This window comes from Stenotrophomonas sp. STEN035 (assembly GCF_056759935.1).
Map to the genome: position 1 here is coordinate 113141 of NZ_JBRRDY010000003.1, position 17726 is coordinate 130866.

7 protein-coding genes are annotated in these 17726 nt (G+C 62.2%); all 7 read right to left on the bottom strand.

What is annotated here, in order from left to right:
- Positions 1-115 precede the first annotated feature (115 nt).
- The 7 genes from ACVOLL_RS02675 to ACVOLL_RS02705 all read right to left on the bottom strand — a co-directional run bounded on the left by ACVOLL_RS02675 (position 116) and on the right by ACVOLL_RS02705 (position 17723).
- The gene (locus ACVOLL_RS02675) at positions 116-2077 is read right to left on the bottom strand and encodes an esterase/lipase family protein (RefSeq protein ID WP_481511463.1); all 1962 of its coding nucleotides are present in this window, start codon (positions 2075-2077) and stop codon (positions 116-118) included.
- Complete coding sequence (locus ACVOLL_RS02680) at positions 2074-3087, bottom strand: Lnb N-terminal periplasmic domain-containing protein (protein ID WP_481511521.1); 1014 nt, start codon at positions 3085-3087, stop codon at positions 2074-2076. Before ACVOLL_RS02680 ends, ACVOLL_RS02675 begins: the two co-directional genes overlap by 4 nt.
- A 326-nt stretch (positions 3088-3413) precedes the next feature.
- Positions 3414-4457, bottom strand: a complete 1044-nt coding sequence (gene tssA, locus ACVOLL_RS02685; RefSeq protein ID WP_481511464.1) for a type VI secretion system protein TssA — start codon at positions 4455-4457, stop codon at positions 3414-3416.
- Positions 4458-4491: 34 nt separating this feature from the next.
- Positions 4492-12078, bottom strand: coding sequence for a two-partner secretion domain-containing protein (locus ACVOLL_RS02690; protein WP_481511465.1), 7587 nt, complete (start codon positions 12076-12078; stop codon positions 4492-4494).
- 11 nt (positions 12079-12089) lie between these two features.
- On the bottom strand, positions 12090-13769 hold the full coding sequence (locus ACVOLL_RS02695; protein WP_481511522.1) for a ShlB/FhaC/HecB family hemolysin secretion/activation protein: 1680 nt from the start codon (positions 13767-13769) through the stop codon (positions 12090-12092).
- A 136-nt stretch (positions 13770-13905) separates the two neighbouring features.
- A complete protein-coding gene (locus tag ACVOLL_RS02700; protein ID WP_481511466.1) occupies positions 13906-14184 on the bottom strand; it encodes a hypothetical protein in 279 nt (92 codons plus the stop codon).
- Positions 14181-17723: a protein kinase domain-containing protein gene (locus ACVOLL_RS02705; RefSeq protein ID WP_481511467.1), complete on the bottom strand. Its 3543-nt coding sequence runs from the start codon at positions 17721-17723 to the stop codon at positions 14181-14183. The genes ACVOLL_RS02700 and ACVOLL_RS02705 overlap by 4 nt, the downstream gene beginning before the upstream one ends.
- Between the last annotated feature and the right edge of the window lie 3 nt (positions 17724-17726).

The window sequence follows — 17726 nt, forward strand, 5'->3', positions numbered from 1 at the left end:
ACGTCAGTTGAGCGACATCGGCTGAGCAAGCTCGGCCGCTTGGCGCAGGCCGGGCAGCATTGGACAAGGCAAGCGGAAACGCGCGCGGGCTGCATCCTGCAGCCCCGGAATTGTTTCAGTGCGCGGCGTCCACGCCTTCCACTTCCAGCAAGTCCTTGCGCAGGATGCGGCGCACTTCCAGCACCGCTTCCGGTGTTTCCTGCACGCTGTGGCCGGACACGATCACCTTCTCCGACAGCGCGCCATCCAGATGCGCGCTCCAGTACGGCACCAGCCCATCGTCGGACTGCGGGGTCGGCACCTCGGCTTTGCGCTTGGCGATGATGGAGTGGTACTTCAGGCCTGGCTGGATCGGCAGCGCCGAGGACGCCTCGATGAAGGGATCGCTGGCCTTCAGGTTCTCGATGCTGTTGGTGATCACCGGTTCCTTGGGCTTCTTGCCATCGGCTTCGCCCGGGTCCTGCAGCGCCATGAAGGCGTCACCAAAGGCACCAAGAATCGTCAGCGGCAAGCGCACCAGCCTGCCGATCAACCGGCCAAGGCGGTTGCCCGCTGCATCCGTACCCTTATGCGGTGAGGCCAGGAAGATAGCGCGCTCCACGTTCGGCTGCGGGGTGAAGTGCAGCACCGGCCCGAGCTTGGCTTCGACCCGCGCCAAGCGCTCGCCCTGCAGGTTGTAGCGCTGGCGGGTGTTGTCCCACAGCACCTCACCCGAGTCACTAAGCATCAGTCGTGCAATCACGCCACCCATGCTGTGGCCGATGAACACCATGTCATGCGATGCCGGCGCGGTGCCCTTCGGGTCGAAGTGACGCAGCGTGCTATTGAAGGCCTTGCTGATGGTGTAACGGTTCAAGGCGATCGGCGCATTGGTCGGGTAGTACACCGACCACACCTGGTAGTGCTCGCGCATCTCCTCATCGCCCATGATCTCGTTGGCCAGGTTCACCCAGGCCTCCGGGCTGCTGGCCAGACCGTGCAACATGAAGATGATGCGTTTGTTCGGATCGTAAGGCTGCATCAGGTAGATATGCGGCTCGCGGATGCCAACGCCACGGCCAAACAAGGTGCGCAGCGATTCGGTGGCAAACCCCGACTGCGCCAACCACAGGCCATAGGCCGCGGTGAAGTTGGCGGCAAGCGGCACTTCCTGGCCACGCATCTGGATGCTGGTGAGATCTGGCGAGTAGGCCTGCAACTGCACATGTCGGGTGGCCAGTATTTCCTCCAGGGTGTTGCCACTGAAGTTCAGCACAGCGGTGGCGTTGATCGCCGGCATCTCGCTGTAGACCGGCAGCTGCTGCTTGCTCTCCTCTGCTTCCAGCGCCTGTGCCAGCACCGGCGCTTCCATCATCGCTACCAGCTCGGCACCAAAACCATCACGTCGATACGAGCTGCGTAGACCAGCGAAGCTCACCGAGGACGCTGCCACCAGTTGCTTGGGCACACCTTCCAGCTTCAGCCCGTCGAACTGCGTGCTGATGGTCCAGTCATCCACCTGCACTGGCAGATTGATGTCCTCACCTTCCAATGCGCGCGCGCGGGTGCGCTGGAACACCACCGAGGCGGCCTGCTCGGTGGCATAGTTGTAGTAATCCCGCACCTGGGTAAGCCGGTCTTCCAAGGCGCGCTGTGCCGGGCTGCGGCCGCTGAAGAACAGGTACAGATAGGAATAGCGCGCGGTTTCCAGCCAGGCATTCAAGGCGGCCGGCGGCAGCTCGATGGGCTCGTTGCCCTTGGCCTTGGGCGTAAGCGCCAAAGCTTCCTGCATCCACAGCTCGGCCAGCGTGGACAGGCGCTGCTCGGACTGCAGGCCGTCGTTGGTGGTGACTGTCTGCCGGCAAGTGGGCAGATCCTTGCTGCAATCACTTTCGGTCAAGCCAATGACCGACAGCGACTCCTGCGACAAGGCACTGAGCTTGCCGGTGCTGAGGATGTCGCCGCGCTTGAGCATCACGTAGTCGGTGTTGCTCACCGCTTTCATCTTCACCATGGCGCAGCCGCTGGACAGCAGCAGCGCCAGTACCGCGACCACCGGCAACAGCCGGCGTATCCATGTCTGCGGGTTGTGGCTCATGGGTTGGTTCCTGGTGCGGGAATGCCGGGTACGCCTGCGCGTATCCGGGAAGAGAAGTCAGCCACATCGCCCGCTTCGCGCGCCCGCAGCGTTATACGCCCCGATTGTTGCAGAGTCGCCAGCGGCACGCCCGGGGTCAGCCCACCGACGTCGGCGGCGTACTCGGCCAGATAACCGGAGGCCAGCAGCCGATAGTCCAGCGGCAGGTTGGGCTGAATGCGGCGCATCAGCTCAAATACCACCGTGGTGCAGTTGCTGGTCAGCGTGTTGTAGAAGCGCGGCTTTCTTTCCAGCTGCTGAGCACGGTCCACGTAAAAACGCAGCAGATCGCGCATCTTGTCCGGGCTCAGCCCATGCAGGCGGTACAGATAGACATCCTCGCCACGCACGTTGCTACGCGTCAGCACGATGTCGCGCTCGTCCGAGGCCACCAGCACCGCCTCGAACTTGCGGAAGAAGCCGCCCAGCGCCGAGAACGACTCGCCCTGCTCCTTGCGGATCTCCAGCGAGAACACCAGCTGGCGGCCATCGGCAAAACCGAAGGACACCAGCGTGTGCGCAATCGCCGGCCCCATCCAATAGGACAGGATCATGTCCACCGACTGCACCTGCGACAGATCGTACTCGCGCGCTTCCCAGCGCACGTCGTAGTCGGTCTCGGTCCGCCAATGGAAGTTGCGCACGTTGTCGATGATCAGGCGGTCGCCTTGGATACGCGCATGCAGCGGCTGCGCCACGTCATCGGCCCAGGCCCGGTCCTGCTGCGGGTCGATCGTCGCCCACCAGATCAGCATCACCGCGAACAAGGCACCGAACACCGCCAGCGAATGCCAGCGCCGTACCGGCCCAAAGCCCGCGCGGATCGCCCAGATGCTGGGCACGCACCAAACCAGGATCGCCACGATCTTGGCCACCACATTGCCGGGGAACTGGTACCACAGCGCAAACCCGCCCCAGATACCGATGCACAGACACAGGAACGCCAACAGAACCCGACCGACGCCACGCACTACACTGCCCAGACGCCGCTTCCCTACATTTGCCACTTCACTCTCCTGAAAGACCCAACGGCCCCGGAAGCGCATCGCGCCAAGCCGGCAACCACCGCCAAATGAATGGGTCGCCTGCGACCCGCGGCAAAGATAGCCTGCCCAGCGCCGAAAGAGAGGTGAAAAAAAAGAACCGGCACATGGCCGGTTCCTCAATTCCATCACAGCCGAGCGGGCTGAGCTCGGCCAACTCCCCTTCAGGGCCGTCCGCGCCAAACCGCAATCCCGCCTAATACCTTGTTTTTCAACAAATAAATCGGCACCAGCAGTGCCAGACTCGGCAAGAGTCAATCATCGTCGCCACGACCCACCACGCGCTGCAACTCATCGAAACCGCCCGGCGCCAGATCCTTCAACAACGTAGTGAAGTCGCACCCTACCAACCGCTGCGCTCTGCGCAATAACAACGGTACCGGGCTGGAAGGCTCCTGCCGCGCATAGAAATCGCAGATTTCATCGATCCGGCGCCGTACGTCTTCCGGTCCGCAAATCTGCCCCGACGGTGCCACAGCAGCACCACCGGCAATACCCACCACAACTGCGCTCGGCTGACCGTCTTCAAGGGAGGCCACGACCCCGCTACGGGCCTGCCACTGCGGCTGTACGAATCTGTCCAGCTCCAGCAGGTCATCCAACAGCAGTTTCATATCCGGCGCGGCGAGGCCCAACCGGTCACTGAGCAGCGCATCAATCGCACGTGCATCCTCCAACGCACGCTGCACCACCTGAGCGGTCGCGGCCAGATCATCTTCCTGGCAATCGCGGCAACAAGCTTCGATCTCCACCCTCGACGCGGCAGGACCATCACCACCCTCGGCGAGCTTGATACTCCCGTCTGCCACACGCAGGTCACGCAGGCTGAAGCGGCCCAGCCTGGCCGACCACACAAAATGCGCTGTGCGCAACAATCCCAGTGCCCCTTGTGGATCTGCCAGCCCAAGCAAGGCATTCACCCGCGCTGTTGGATCGTCATCATCCTCTGCATCCAGCTGCGGGTGGACCCAAGCCCACTGCTGCTCCAACAGGCCGCGCAGCAACGCAATGCCGTCGCCCCAGCCGGCCAAGCCATGCATGCTGGTCCACGCGCTGGTCAGGTGCATCGCTACCCGCAGGTCACGCGTACGCTGCGCCAGTACCAGCGCCTGATCGCGAACCCGCTCCCAATCAGGCGCTTCGGCCGCGATGACGCTGTCGCCTACGGCACGCTCGCTGCGGCTTGTAGCAGCGCGCTCCAGGGCCATGAAGGCGGCGTCGTATTCCAGGTCCGGACCGCAAGGGGATTCCTCAGACAGGCTGACCCACAGATTTTCCAATTCGCCGTGCATGCTCATTGACGCCCTCTCTTGTCGCTTTCAATGGATATGCTCACTGCGCACACTCCGCGTCCGGATCATCGCGATCACACACCGCAAGCTGATCTGTAGGCAAACGGATACCGGGTTTGACGATACCGAAGGCGCGGTACTCCGCATTCAGCGACCCGACGTCCACATAAGGCATCCGCCGCATGCTGCCGCTCTGCGCACGTGAACCAAGCACCACGATGGGAATGTTCACCGAGCCGGTTATCGTCAACGGAGCGCCATTCACATCTTCCGCGTAGAAATACGCAGGTGGCTTCCCGATAAAATCCACATACGTGGTCGGGTGCGAGGTAACCAGGTAGATCGGATCAATCGAGGTACCAATACCACCACTGGACCACCAATGCGCTTCGCCTGCGCGCACAGATGCCTTGCCTACCTGCAGCAGGTCACCACCCTGTACCTTGAGGAAGAAAGCGGCATCGCCAACATCAACGCTGCGCTGGCTGCCATTGACCGAGCCCAGCGCCAACGTACCTGCATTGGTCATGCTGAAGCCTCCTTTGGCCACAAAATCGCCGAGCAGGCCAACGCGGTTCGTTGCAAACTCGGCTGCCGTTCCGAGGCTTGTCGCGCCACCAGAGCTACCGCTCAGCGCTCTGGCAACAATGCTGCCAGTGCTGCTCTGCGCGATATTTCCAGCCGCCTGCAGGCGAACCGCATCTGCATTCAAATGGCCTGAAAGCTGCAGATCACCACGTCCAACGCGCAGCAGCAGATTGTTATTTGCCGTTACATCGCCATCGACAAGCAGACCGGTGGCATTGCTCAGTTCAAGACTAGCCGCCTTGAAATCACCCAGTGAAGAAAGTCGGTTCTCCCCTCGCAGTTTGACATCACCAAATGCCGAGCCAGTCAACGCCGCAGCCGACAAGACGCCACTGGTCTGGGTGACTCCAGCCGCGCTGTTCAGCGTCAGCCTCCCCGCCGAGTTGATGTCTGCCGCAAGCAACAAGCCGTCCCGAGCTCCCAGCACCACATCACCGCCGCTCAGCCCCTGGCTGATGGACAGCCCCCCGCCGTTGGACAGCAGCGTCAACCTTGCGCTACCCACATCAACGGCGTTGGCAGGCAAGGTCAAGCTGCCTCCTGCCACCGCAGTAACTGCACCGCCACCACCACGGTTATCCAATGCCGTCAGCCGCAGGTCATTGGCATCTGCCAACACGATGCCATCGCCGAGCGCACTCACTCCGCCCCTGAAGTCGTTGGCGGCATTGCCCAACGCTATTGCACCAACTGCCATCAGGTCAGTTGAACCGCCAACCCTCACGGCTGCTGTCTGGGTGATTCCGGCGCCACTGTTCACCTGCAGATCCCCACCAATGGTGGCGGCTCCAAGATTCACACCGAACCCATCGAGATGGGTATTGCCCAGGATGCTTGCAGCCCCCACGGACAGAATCCCTGTCGCACCAGCAACGAGCGATGTTGCATCAACCCGTGCGAGCTGCAGGCTGCCAGCAGCTGCGATCAGCACCTGCTGCCCCTGCAGAGACAGCGGCCCTGCGAACACGTTGGCGGTGTTGTCCAGAACGATACGTGTACCACTGCGTATATCACCGCTACCCGCAATGAGCAGTGCCCCCGTCTGGGCAATGGACCCTGCTGATGCCGCCATATTTCCATGAACGCGAAGCGCGTCTATCGTCAACGCATCATTGGCACGCAGTACCGCATTGCCGACGACCGTGCCATTGCTGATGGACAGATCATCACCGGCAGTAGCCTCCAGGCTGCCAAGCATGACATCGGCTACGAGGATGCTGCCGGCACTGCTCAACGTCGCCGCACCATCCACCGCCATGCTGCCGGTCTGCGTGATCGAAGCGCCGCTGGCAGTCAAGTCGCCGCCGACATCCACGTTATTGACCGACAGCGCGCCGCCGCCTGCATCAAGTGCGGCATCGCCGGTAATCGCCAGCGATCCGCTCTGGGCGATACCCTTGCCCCCGGCGCTGAGACTGCCCGCCACCAGATCGCTGATTGCCAGCCCACCCGCACCGGCATCAAGTGTGGCGCCGTTGGCTACCGCTGCACCTGCCACGCTCAGGCCATTGCCTGCGCTGGCCGCGAGGCTGCCGGCGCTCACTGCTGCCAATGACATGGCCCCGGTGCTGCCCAGCGTTGCCGCACCGGTCACGGCAAGCGTACCGATCTGGGTGACCGAAGCGCCGTTGGCGTTCAGGTCTGCACCGACGCGGAGTGTGTCCACCGTCAGCGCATCATTGGCGCGCAGTACCGCATTGCCGACGACCGTGCCATTGCTGATGGACAGATCATCACCGGCAGTAGCCTCCAGGCTGCCAAGCGTGGCATCGGACATCAGGATGCTGCCGGTACTGCTCAGCTTTGCCGCACCGTCCACCACCAGGTTACCGGTCTGGGTGATGCCCGCGCCGCTTGCACTCAAATTTCCGCCGACAGCGACGTTGTTGACGGTCATCGCGCCGCTACCCGCATCAAGCGTGGCATTCCCGGACACAGACGTACCCACAACATCAAGGCCGTCACGGCCCATCGCGTCCAGACTGTTCAAGGTCCCGCCGTCCAACAACAAACTGCCTGCATTGCTTATCGTCGCCGCTCCTCCCGACAGGTAGACCGGCCCAGAAAACAGATTGCCAGCGTTGCCAAAGTCGATCCGCCCTGCACCCGCCGATATCCGCGTAGCCCCCCCCACCTGGGTGCGACCAGAATTCTGCACGATATCGCCATTGGTACTGGTAAACGTTGCAGCTCCAGCAGCGGAAACGTTGCCGGATAAAGCGATACCGTGACTACCCAGCAGATCCAGGTCTGCGCCCGCCAAGGCGATCTGAGTGATCAACTGGCCGCCATTGGCTGCCAGCGTCAGGCTGGCAGTGCCCGTATCCACATCGTTGCCGGTCAGCGATAGACCTCTTCCAGATACCAGACTGACCGCGGAATTGGCACCGTTGTGCAGCTGCGTCACCAGCAGATCGCTGGCGGACTCGATAGCAATCGTCGTGCCTGACAACGCGAGCCCGCCACCAAACGCGTTCTGTCCATTGCTCAAGGTGATGTCGCCAGCGGCATTGAGCTGGCTGGTACCGGCGACATTCAACGCTCCGCTCTGCTGGACGGAACCACTGCTGACTGCCCCCAAATTTCCCAGGACCGTGACATCGTCGAAGACGATCCCGTTACCCGACAGCGTGGTATTTCCGCCTATCGCGGCATTGCCAAGGCTCAGCCTGCCATTGGCAGTTGCAGAAAGACTGCCCGCCTGCACAACGTCCAGATCAAGTGCGGATGCACTGGCTATCTGAATCGCGGCACCGTCCAGAGCTACCACGCCATCAAAACGGTTGCCGCTGTTGCTCAGATTGATGTTGCCCTGTGATGCGAAGCTGGCCGATCCCCCAACGCCATAGGCAGCGGCCTGGGTGATATCAGCGGCAACATCCACTGAAAGGTTGCCGGTTGTGGTGATGCCTTTGGCGTTCAAAGATGCGCCGCGCACCGTCAACGAGTCCAATGCGGTAGTCGCGCCAACATGGTCACCAAAGGTCACCGCGCCGGTAGCGGTGATGTCCAGTGCATGCGCGCCGTTGATCGCCCCCGCAAAAGAGACAGTTCGTGCATCCACGGTCACATCATTGCTCAACAGAACAGGACGATTGAACACAGCGCTGGCATCGACGCTTACGTCGCCTCCCAGCATGGTGGTACCGCCACCTTGTACCAGCAGACTCAGCACATCGACCGCGCCGCCGAATGCGGTGCCGGCGCCACCGGCTGCGGCCAGTGCCCAAGGCCCGACAACGGTGCTGCCGAATGTCGTTGTGCCGTTCTGGCTGCGCACGCTGGTGAGTGCTCTCAGGTTGACCGCATCATTGAATGCAATGTCGCCACTGGCAAAGACCCAACCGCCCAGCCCGGTAGTGCCGGCTGCATCTGTCGTCAGCGATGCCAGCGCGCCAGCCCCTCCTACCGTGCCACCGAAGCGGGTGACACCGGCCGTATTGACCTGCAGTGCATAGCCACCGTCGATGCTACCGCCAAACCTGATGTCGCCTCCGCCGGTGCTGGCAAGGGCCACGTCCTTGGTCAACACCACTGAAGCGTCATACAGCTGCGCGCCGCTGGTCCTTACCGATGTGCCCAGCAAGCCGACGGCGGCACTGTCGACCTGCAGGCTGGTCAGCGCATTGCTTGCCCCGATCGATCCGAAACGCACGGTGCCACTGCCTGCATTCAGTGCCAATGCGTGCGCACCATCCACATCTGCGAGGGTGATGTCGCCCTGCGCGCTGGTCAGGTTGCTGTCGCCGTTCAACTGCAGCGCGCCATTGAACACCTGCGCGCCATCCGTGGTTACTGCGCTATCGATGGCCGCTGGGCCGGACACAGTCAGGTTGGAGAGCGCTGTCGATTGCCCTACACCTCCGCCAATTCGGACCGCGCTACCTGAGTTCAGCGCAAGTCCAAATCCCCCATCAATGCTACCTGCGATGCTCAGTTCTCCACCCGCGACCAGCGAGGTGTCACGCGTCAATCCAACTCCGCCGACGTAGCGTTGGTAGCCTGTCGTGGTTATGTTGCTGCCAAATCGAAGCTGCGCTGCACCGGCATCCAGTTTTCGCGCACTGACACTGCCCAGTTTGAGCAGGCCTCCTGCATTGATCAGGACATCGAGGCCCTCCAGATCGACCTGACCGCCAAACGCATTGGGGGCGCCCAATGTGATGTTGCCGCCGTCAGCCTTGAATGTACTTGCACCCGAAACGTCCAGCGCCCCGAATTGGCTGATGGACGAGCCAGAAACCCCCAGACCCCCGCCATCGGTAACCGTGATGGAACCCAGCGACATTGCCTTGCCGCTGAGAATGGCGCCACCGCCTGCGATGGTCGCGTCATCCAGTGCCAGCGCCCCCACGGCATCTGCATTCAGCTTGGTAGCCTGGGCCCGACTGATGTCCAGCGCGGTGCTTGCTTTGATGGAGACAGTGCTGCCGTGGAGCGATACTTTGCCGTTGAATAGGTTCCCAGCATTTGTCAGCGTTAGATCGCCGCCCGAAGTGAAGCTGGCATCGCCGCCAACGTTGTAAGCTCCAGCCTGCACGATACCGTTGAGTACGTTGAGGCTGAGGTTGCCGCTGGTCCTGATGCCCTGCGCGCTGAACGACCCAGCAGAGACTGCCAGTGATGCCAGTGCATTGGTTGCCCCAACAGCACCCGAAAACCGCGTTACCCCCGCTGCACTTGTCGTCAGCGAATATGCGCCGTCCACCGCGCCGCCGAAACCGATGGAACCGGCAGAACTGGATAGCGTGGTGCCACCGAATAGTACGACATTGTCGCCATAAGCCTGGTCACCCAGAGTATTGAACACACCCGCCAAGCGCGTCGTGCCACCGGTGCCGGTAGCAAGCGATGCCAATGCAGTAGTGCTGCCAAAACCGCCAGCCAGCGTAGTGGTTCCTGCCGTGTTTACTGCCAGTGCATGCCCGCCATTGGCACCTGCATTGATACTGATGGACTCACCAAGCGTACTGGCCAACGTGACATCACCAGTCAGTTCCAGTCCGTCGCCGTACGCCTGCGCGCCGCTGGTGGTCACATTGCCGCCCAGCTGGGTAGTGCCACCAACATCAGTGATCAGCGAACCCAGGTTTACAGCGCCAGCAAACGCGGTCTGGCCGGCGGTGTTGACGGTCAAGCCGGAAGTGCCGCTGACACTGCTGCCGAACGCGATATTGCCTGCCGCCGCACTGCTCAGCGTGACAGGCCCACTCAGCGAAACGGTATCGCCATAGGTCTGGCTTCCCGTTGTTCGCACATTGCCGCCCAACTGTGTAGTACCTGCTGCATCGGTGGTCAACGAAGCAAGGGCTTCAGTCCCACCTATGACGCCGGCGAAGGTGGTGGCTCCCGCAGTATTGACGGTCAAACCATATGCGCCATTGATGGTGGAGTTGAAGTCGATGGCACCTGCCGATTGGCTGGTCAGCGACGTCGTCCCCGACAAGTCAACCGGACCGCCGTAGCGCTGCATGCCAGTGGTGGTGACGCTCGACGGCAACGATATTCTCACTGCATCTGAGACATCCAGCGACGTCAGCGCTGTTGAGCCTCCCACCGCACCACCAAAACTGACCCACCCGGGCGCTGTGATCGACAAGGCATGGGCGCCATCAATCACTCCGCCGAATGTGATTGCACCCAGTGCGCTAGACAGACTGGTGTTCTGGCCCAGCACTACGGCGCCGTTGTAATTCTGCGCCCCAGTACTACTGATCGCGGCAGGCAAATATATGGATCCAGCGGTCGCATTCAGTGAGTCAACCAGGACATTGCCCAAGGCCAAGCTGCCAGCGGCTGAGATGGCTACATTGCCGGCGTCGAGCGATACATTCCCGCCGAAGCGGTTGCCGGCATTGGTCAACGTTACCTTCTTTGACGCATTGTTCAGCGTGGTGGTACCCGCCACCTCCAGCGCCCCGGTCTGGGCAAGATCGACGGAATTGCTCAAAGCAAGATTTCCGCTGACTATCCCGCCGATTCTGGCTACTTCGTTGGTCGCACTGCTCAGTGTGGCGTCGCCGGTAACAGCCAGCTCAAGCCCCTTGCTGGCGAGCAGTTTGCCGGCACTTTGGCTGACACCTTTATCACCGGAAAGCTGGATGGTTTCGGCGTCGCCATCACCAGATAAATGCAGCTCCCCGCCTACAGCATCTGCAGAAAGCAGCTGCGTCGCCTCTACCACGCCGCCGAGATTGATAGCCGACGCTGCCAGCGCTGGATCCAATCTTGCCTGCAGTACGACCCCGCCGGCCGTGATGAGGCCGGTGTTACTCACGGCGGCAGAGGTGCCGGCTGGCAAACTACTGGTTGCTGCGCCCAACAGCGCAGTAAGGCCTTGCAGCGGATCGTACTGGAGAGTGACACCGCCAGCCGACAGCAGATTCACCGTGCTGCCAGCGATAGAACCACTATTGGAGACAGACGCTCCCATCAACACTACCGGGCCCCTGCTGGTGATCTGCGCCCCTGCAGCAGTGCTGACGCTGGCTGCTGCGCCGGACTGGTCGAACTGATATTTCTCGCCCTGTTCGACCTCATTCCACTTCAACGAGCTGGCCACCAGGCCACCAACATTCACCTGCGCGTTGCTACCAAATGCAATGCCGGCAGGATTGATAAGAAACACATGACCGTTCGATGTCAGCACACCATCAATGCTGCTGAGCGACCCACCGTGCACCACGTTCAAGGTAACGCCGTTTATATCTGGAGTAGTGATTTGGACCGTGCCGCCCTGGCCGATATTGAAGCTACCCCAGGTGATCAGTGCTTTGGCTTGGGCCTGGCTGATCGTCATCGTGTTCGAGCCGGCTGCGCCGTAGGAGATCGTTGCGCCGGTGGCGCTCCCAGCCTGCGGAAGCTCCACGGCTTGTGCCCCGCCAGCGCAAGCAAGTGCCAGCGCGAACGGCAGCAGGCGCAGATGTGCGGGCAGACGGCGGCTGACGCCGGTCGTCGCGCGTGGCGAAGCGCCGATTTCGGAGGTCACCTGGATTTGGCCCAGGGCGTGATTGAACACAAGACGGTAGATGCGGTTCATGGTTCAGATCCTCAAAAATTCATGCTCAACCGTGCATACGCACGGGCATCGCGTCCATCGCTCGCATCGGCGGAACTGGTAGGCAATGCACCAGCCAAGCGCACTTCCATGCCATGGAAGCGCGGCAGCCGGAAAGTCACTCCAGCACCGGCGCTGGACAAACTGGTTGGCGCCAGGTGACCGGTGGCATCAGCTACCCGGCCGTGGTCGGCAAACACGTCAAACGTCAGTAGTTCGCGCCAGACCAAACCTTGAAACGGAGACATCCTGTCAGCAAACCCCGGCGCATCCACCTGGTACTCCAGGCCCAACAGATAGCCGCGATCACCCAGTGTTTCACCCTGCGAGTAGCCGCGGATGCTGTCATAGCCGCCCAACTGGAACTGCTCCATCGCCGGCAAGCCATTACCCGTGTACTGACCATTGAACTTCGCCACCAGGCGCTGGTCGCGAGTGAGGTATTGCATGCGCATCAAGCCCAGCCGCGCCACGGTGAACTGGCTGTCGCGATAGGGGTTGACCACGTCGAGTGCTGCCGAGTTGTCACGCAGCGATCGGCGCACGCTCAGCTGTGCCAGGTTCACACCGCGCCAACGCGTATCGTTCTGGCGCAAGCCGATACCCAGCTCTGCCACGTCGTAGCGGTGATTGGACAACGCCATGCCGATAGCCTCGAAGCGCGAGGACTCGCGCACCAGGCGCGCCGATGCTGTCATCTGCAACGGCACGGTGTTGAGGAATTTCCAGTCTGTACCAACATAGCGCTGTGATGCAGGACCCTTGATGGCAAGCACCGCCATTGGTCCAGTGTTCACTTCCAGCTCGCTCTGGTTGGCACCGGCCAGAACGGACAGCCCAGAGACGCCACGGATCGGCATGCTGTAGGAGAAGGCACCATTGCGGCTGGACGTCGGACTGAACTGCCAGTTGCCACTGATGGCAAAAACATCACCACGTCCAAGCGGGTTGTTCCACACCAAGCCCGCCTGCACGCGGCCGCGCCCACTCGTCTCAGTACCGAAATTGTCGACACTCAGATTCACCGCCCAGCCTCTAGCGGCTTCGCTGGCGACCAGTACCAGATCCGTCTCTCCCTCGTTCTCGCCAGGCTGCAGCACCGAGGACACCGACACTCCTGGCAGGTCGCGCGCGTACAGCAGCGCGCTGTCGATATCGCTACGGCGCAACGGCAGCCCGCGCATACGTTCAGCACTGTCACTCAAGGTGCGCTCTTGATAACGCTGATTGCCCTGCACGATGACTTTGCCGATGCGCCCCTCCATCACCTGTATCTCGATGATGCGGTCCGCCGCAACCGTCTGCACTGGCAGGAAAGCAACGCTCACCAGAAAGCCGGCTTGCCTATAAGCCGTCGTGATGACGTCCGCTGCAGCCTGCAACTGTGCAAAATCCAGCGCCACCGATGATTCGCCTGCGGCCAACTGCGCGAAGTGCGCATCGGCGATGGCTTGAACGCTGGCAGCTGTGATCCGCTGCTGCGGGTGCTCCGCTACACCTTTCACCCGAAAGCCACGGACCTCCATCTTCGCGGTTGTGTCGCGCTCGGATACAGCAGGCAGCATGGTCTGATGTGCATCCGTGGACGCGGTTGCAGATGCAGTGGTTGCGTCCGGCTCGTAGGCCTGCGCTGCCGGCAGCGCCGCCATGAGAGACAGTGCCAACGTGGTCATTTTCATCAACATGGGTCCATCAACAAAAAAAATGTGCGCTGCACGGCACAGCAGCTGGCGCCAGCGCATGCAGATCCACTCACAAGCTCGAAGGTAGGTAGCTGTCGCTGCCAACAGAGAAGGAGCTTCATCGGTTCTATTCCCTCAACAACCAGATCAGCAAACCACCCGCCAGCAGCGCAAGAGCAAGCGTCGCCAGCTTCCATATGCTGCTGTTCTTCCGTGCATCCGTTGCTGCAACTGCCGCCCTGGTGGGCTGCAGCGCATTGGGCTGGGTCTGCGCCTGGTGGTTGCGCCCGGCCTGCAGAATGCGACGACGACGTTCCCGGTACTCTGCGCGATCAAGCTGACCACGCTGGCGCGCGTCGGCCAGCGACCGCAGGCTTGCGTTCGCTTGATTCTCCCAATCGTTCACTTCAGCTCCCTCAGTACCCGAAAGCCAACATCGGCTTGAGCTGCGGTCGGCGCGGCACGACGCGCCTCCACCGTGCAGTCAGACCAGAAGCTGGCATAGCTCCCTCCCCGCAACGCTGCACCATCGCCGCCACTCACCCATTCCCACACGTTGCCTGCCAGGTTCACCAAACCCCAGGGGTTCGCCTCGCGACCACGCACCCCAGCAGGCGCTCCGGCCTGCTCAGCGGTGGCGGTAGGCGGAATGCAGTTGGAGTCAGGGGCCTGCCGCCATCGCTGGCTGGCTTGTGCCGCATGCAGCCACTCGGCATCGGTGGGCAAGCGATATCGCCAGCCGCCGCTGGCGCGCGTCAGCCAGCGCGCATAGCCTTTGGCCTGGCCAAGGGTGACGTTCTGCGCCGGCAGGCGTCCCAGTTCAGCGCTGGCAACCGTCCGTACCGCGCATTGGCCGGTAGCCCGACAGTAGATGTTGAAGTCATCTACAGCGATCTCGCCGCGTGCCAACGCAAACGGCTTGCCACCGGCCATACCCGGTACAACCATCATCATTGGCCCACGGCCTTCGCCCACCGCGTCGTAGCAAGGGCGCGCGCGGCCAGCCAGCCCGTCGCAGGGATCCGGGCCATCGGGAACCGGCGGTAGTGGCTCATCCTCGCTTGCGGCACTTGGCAGGGCAGCAGCAGACGCACCGCGTTTGGTCGACGCCGATGCCACAGCCGGCCGTGGGGTGGAACCTGCCTTCGGTGCCACCTGGTCGGGCGAGGGTTCCGCCCCGCCGAGCTGCAGACGACCGCGCAGCGAACCTTGCGGCAACTGACCGCGCGCCTGCATCTCCCGCTCCAGCCGCGCCATCGCCGTACCGTCAGCGCGGAACTGGCTGTCAAGCCGTTGCCGCAGTTGCTCCCGCTCACCGGCCGGGGTGGCGTCATTGACCGCCATGACCGCAGCAACCAACTGATAGCGCGCCTGCAGCTTGGGCAAGCTGGTGTTGCTCACCAAGGTTGCAATGCCACGCGTCACGGCCTTCACTGCCGCCGGATAATCGCCCTTGGCGAACTGTGCATCCGCCTGTGACTGGTAGGCCTGCGCCAGCAAGGCTGGCGCCTGCTCGCGCACGAAGGCAGCATCTGGCTGCAGCGTACGCAAGCGTGCAAACAGACTCTCGGCCTTGTCGATATCACCAGCTGCAACGGCGCGCCGCAATGATTCGCCGCGTGCCACCACTTCGGCCTGTGCACGCTCCGCCTCCAGATTGGCCATCGCTGCCAACTGCCGCTGCTGAAGATGCGCGTGCTGCTGTTGCAGGGAGGGTGTTTTCGCCGCGTACTCCAAAGCGAAGTCCAGCAGGATCAGGTCATCGGGTAGCTGAGCGGGCTGATCGTGGGACGCCAACGTCGCCGCAACGGTCTCACCCAGACGCAGTTGCGCAGTCTGCAACTGCGCGGGATCGTCGCGCAGCCTGGCCATGACTGCCGCCATCTTTGCCTGCCAATCCGCCGCCGCCGAGGGGGCCTGCAGCAACTGTTCAAAGCTGGCCGTTGCCTGGGCAACGCTGCCAGCCGCCGCAGCATCGGCTGCCGGGCGCGCGAGGCTACGCAACTTCGCCTGCTGCAACTGCAGACGCAGCGATTGTGGGAACTGCTTCGTGGCCAGCGCCAACTGGCTACGCGCCAACTCCTGCTGGCCCTCGGCAAGTGCGGTGGAAATTGCCTGTGCGTACCCAACTTCGAGATCAGGGGTGTGCAAAAGCGGGCTGCCGGGATCAATCATTCCTATCCGCGCCAAGGTCTCCTGCAGGCTGCCGGCGCCGTTCGCGAACAGATTGCCCGACCCGAGCAGTTGTTCACCGAGCCGGGTATCCAATGCATTGAGCTGACTGTCACGCTCACTTTCAATTGCGGCGCGACGCGCGTCCATCGCAGGCGCGTAGAGACGCAGGCGATCACGCAAGGCAAAGACCTTGGCGATGCCGGGAAAGTCAAAGCGACCGGCCTCCGGCTTCCACAACTCATCAAGCCGCCGCACAAGAAATTGGCGTACCAGGTCGCCGCTTCCAACAAGGAACTGCGCACGCTGTTCGTCATCCAGTGATTCCAGCCCAGCCACGGCCTGTGCTTCATCGCGATAGCGGTCCGGCGCCGTAGCACTGAAGCCCTCGACCACCTTATTCAAGCGACTGGACGCCTCATGCCGCCATAGGCCAACACCCGCGGCAACCAGCACCACAGTCGCTGCTGTGCCATAGCCAACGACAGGAAGCACACGCTCGCGCCAACCCACATAGCGCAGACCTTCCAGCAGCGACTGCACGTCCGGCAGACGCTTGCTCTGTTCAAAGGCCACCGCGGCAGACAAGGTCTGGTACTGACGACGGCTCAAGCCAGGGATCGGCGGCAGGCGCCGGCCCTCTTTCAACGCAACTTCGGCACTGTTCTTGTCAAATGGATGTCGTCCGGTGAGCAGTTCCACGCACACGCAGCCCAACGCATAGATGTCGTCAGCCGGTGTCGGCGCCTGCCCACGCAGCATCTCAAGGCTTGCATACGCGGGGGTCAGTGCGCCCAACGTAGCCGCATCGAACACGGTCTGCTCACCGCTGGCATCCGCCTTGTGCTGACCAGCACGGGCGATCCCGAAATCGAACACCTTCGGCGTACCGTCCAAGGTAACCATCACATTGCCGGGCTTGAAGTCGGAGTGAACGATCCCCGCTGCATGTGCGCGCCCCAAAGCGCGCGCCATGCCTTCTATCAGCGGCCGCGCTCGCGCCAAGGACATGCCATTGGAGGCCTGCTCACGGATGTAGGTACGCAGGTCACTGCCGGCGACATACTCCATCGTCATGAAGACGATGCCCTCGTCCTTATCGAAGTCGTGTACGCGCACGATGTTGTCATGAGCAAGCTGCTGTGAACGGCGCGCCTCACGCTGCAGCGCAACCAACGAGTCAGGATGGCGACGGAACTCGTCGCTCAGGACCTTCACCGCAACCCATGGATCGCGATCGCGCGCCTCGATCTTGCGGGCATCCTGCGCCAGATAAACCACACCCATGCCGCCGCGACCGAGCTCGCGTTCCAGCAAGAATCGTCCCTTCAACGTGCTCCCCACTGACACGTAGCGGTCACTTGCGGCAACCACGTGCTCCCAGCCGGCGGTTGCCGCACTGTGTGAGTGACTCCCGGTACTGTTGATGTCCGGCGGCGCAGCAGCCACATCATTGGCAGGCAGTACCCGAGTGACATCGTCTGTTTGGTCGCCCGCGCGTGGCGCCGGCTTGATCACCGTTACATCGTCACCGGCCGGGGCTGTTCCCAACTGCGTGCGCATGGACTGCATGCGCTCGAGCAAGGTACTGATGGTCACCTCATCAATCGCACGCTCTTCACGCATGCGCCACAAGGTCTCAAATCCGATACGGTATTCTTCTTCAGGCAGGCTCTGGCACTTGTCCAGAGCTGCCAACAGGGCGGGAAGATCAAGCTCCCCGGAACGGAAAGCGGTAACCAATTCGACCACGGAAGGACTGTCCTCTTGCACGTT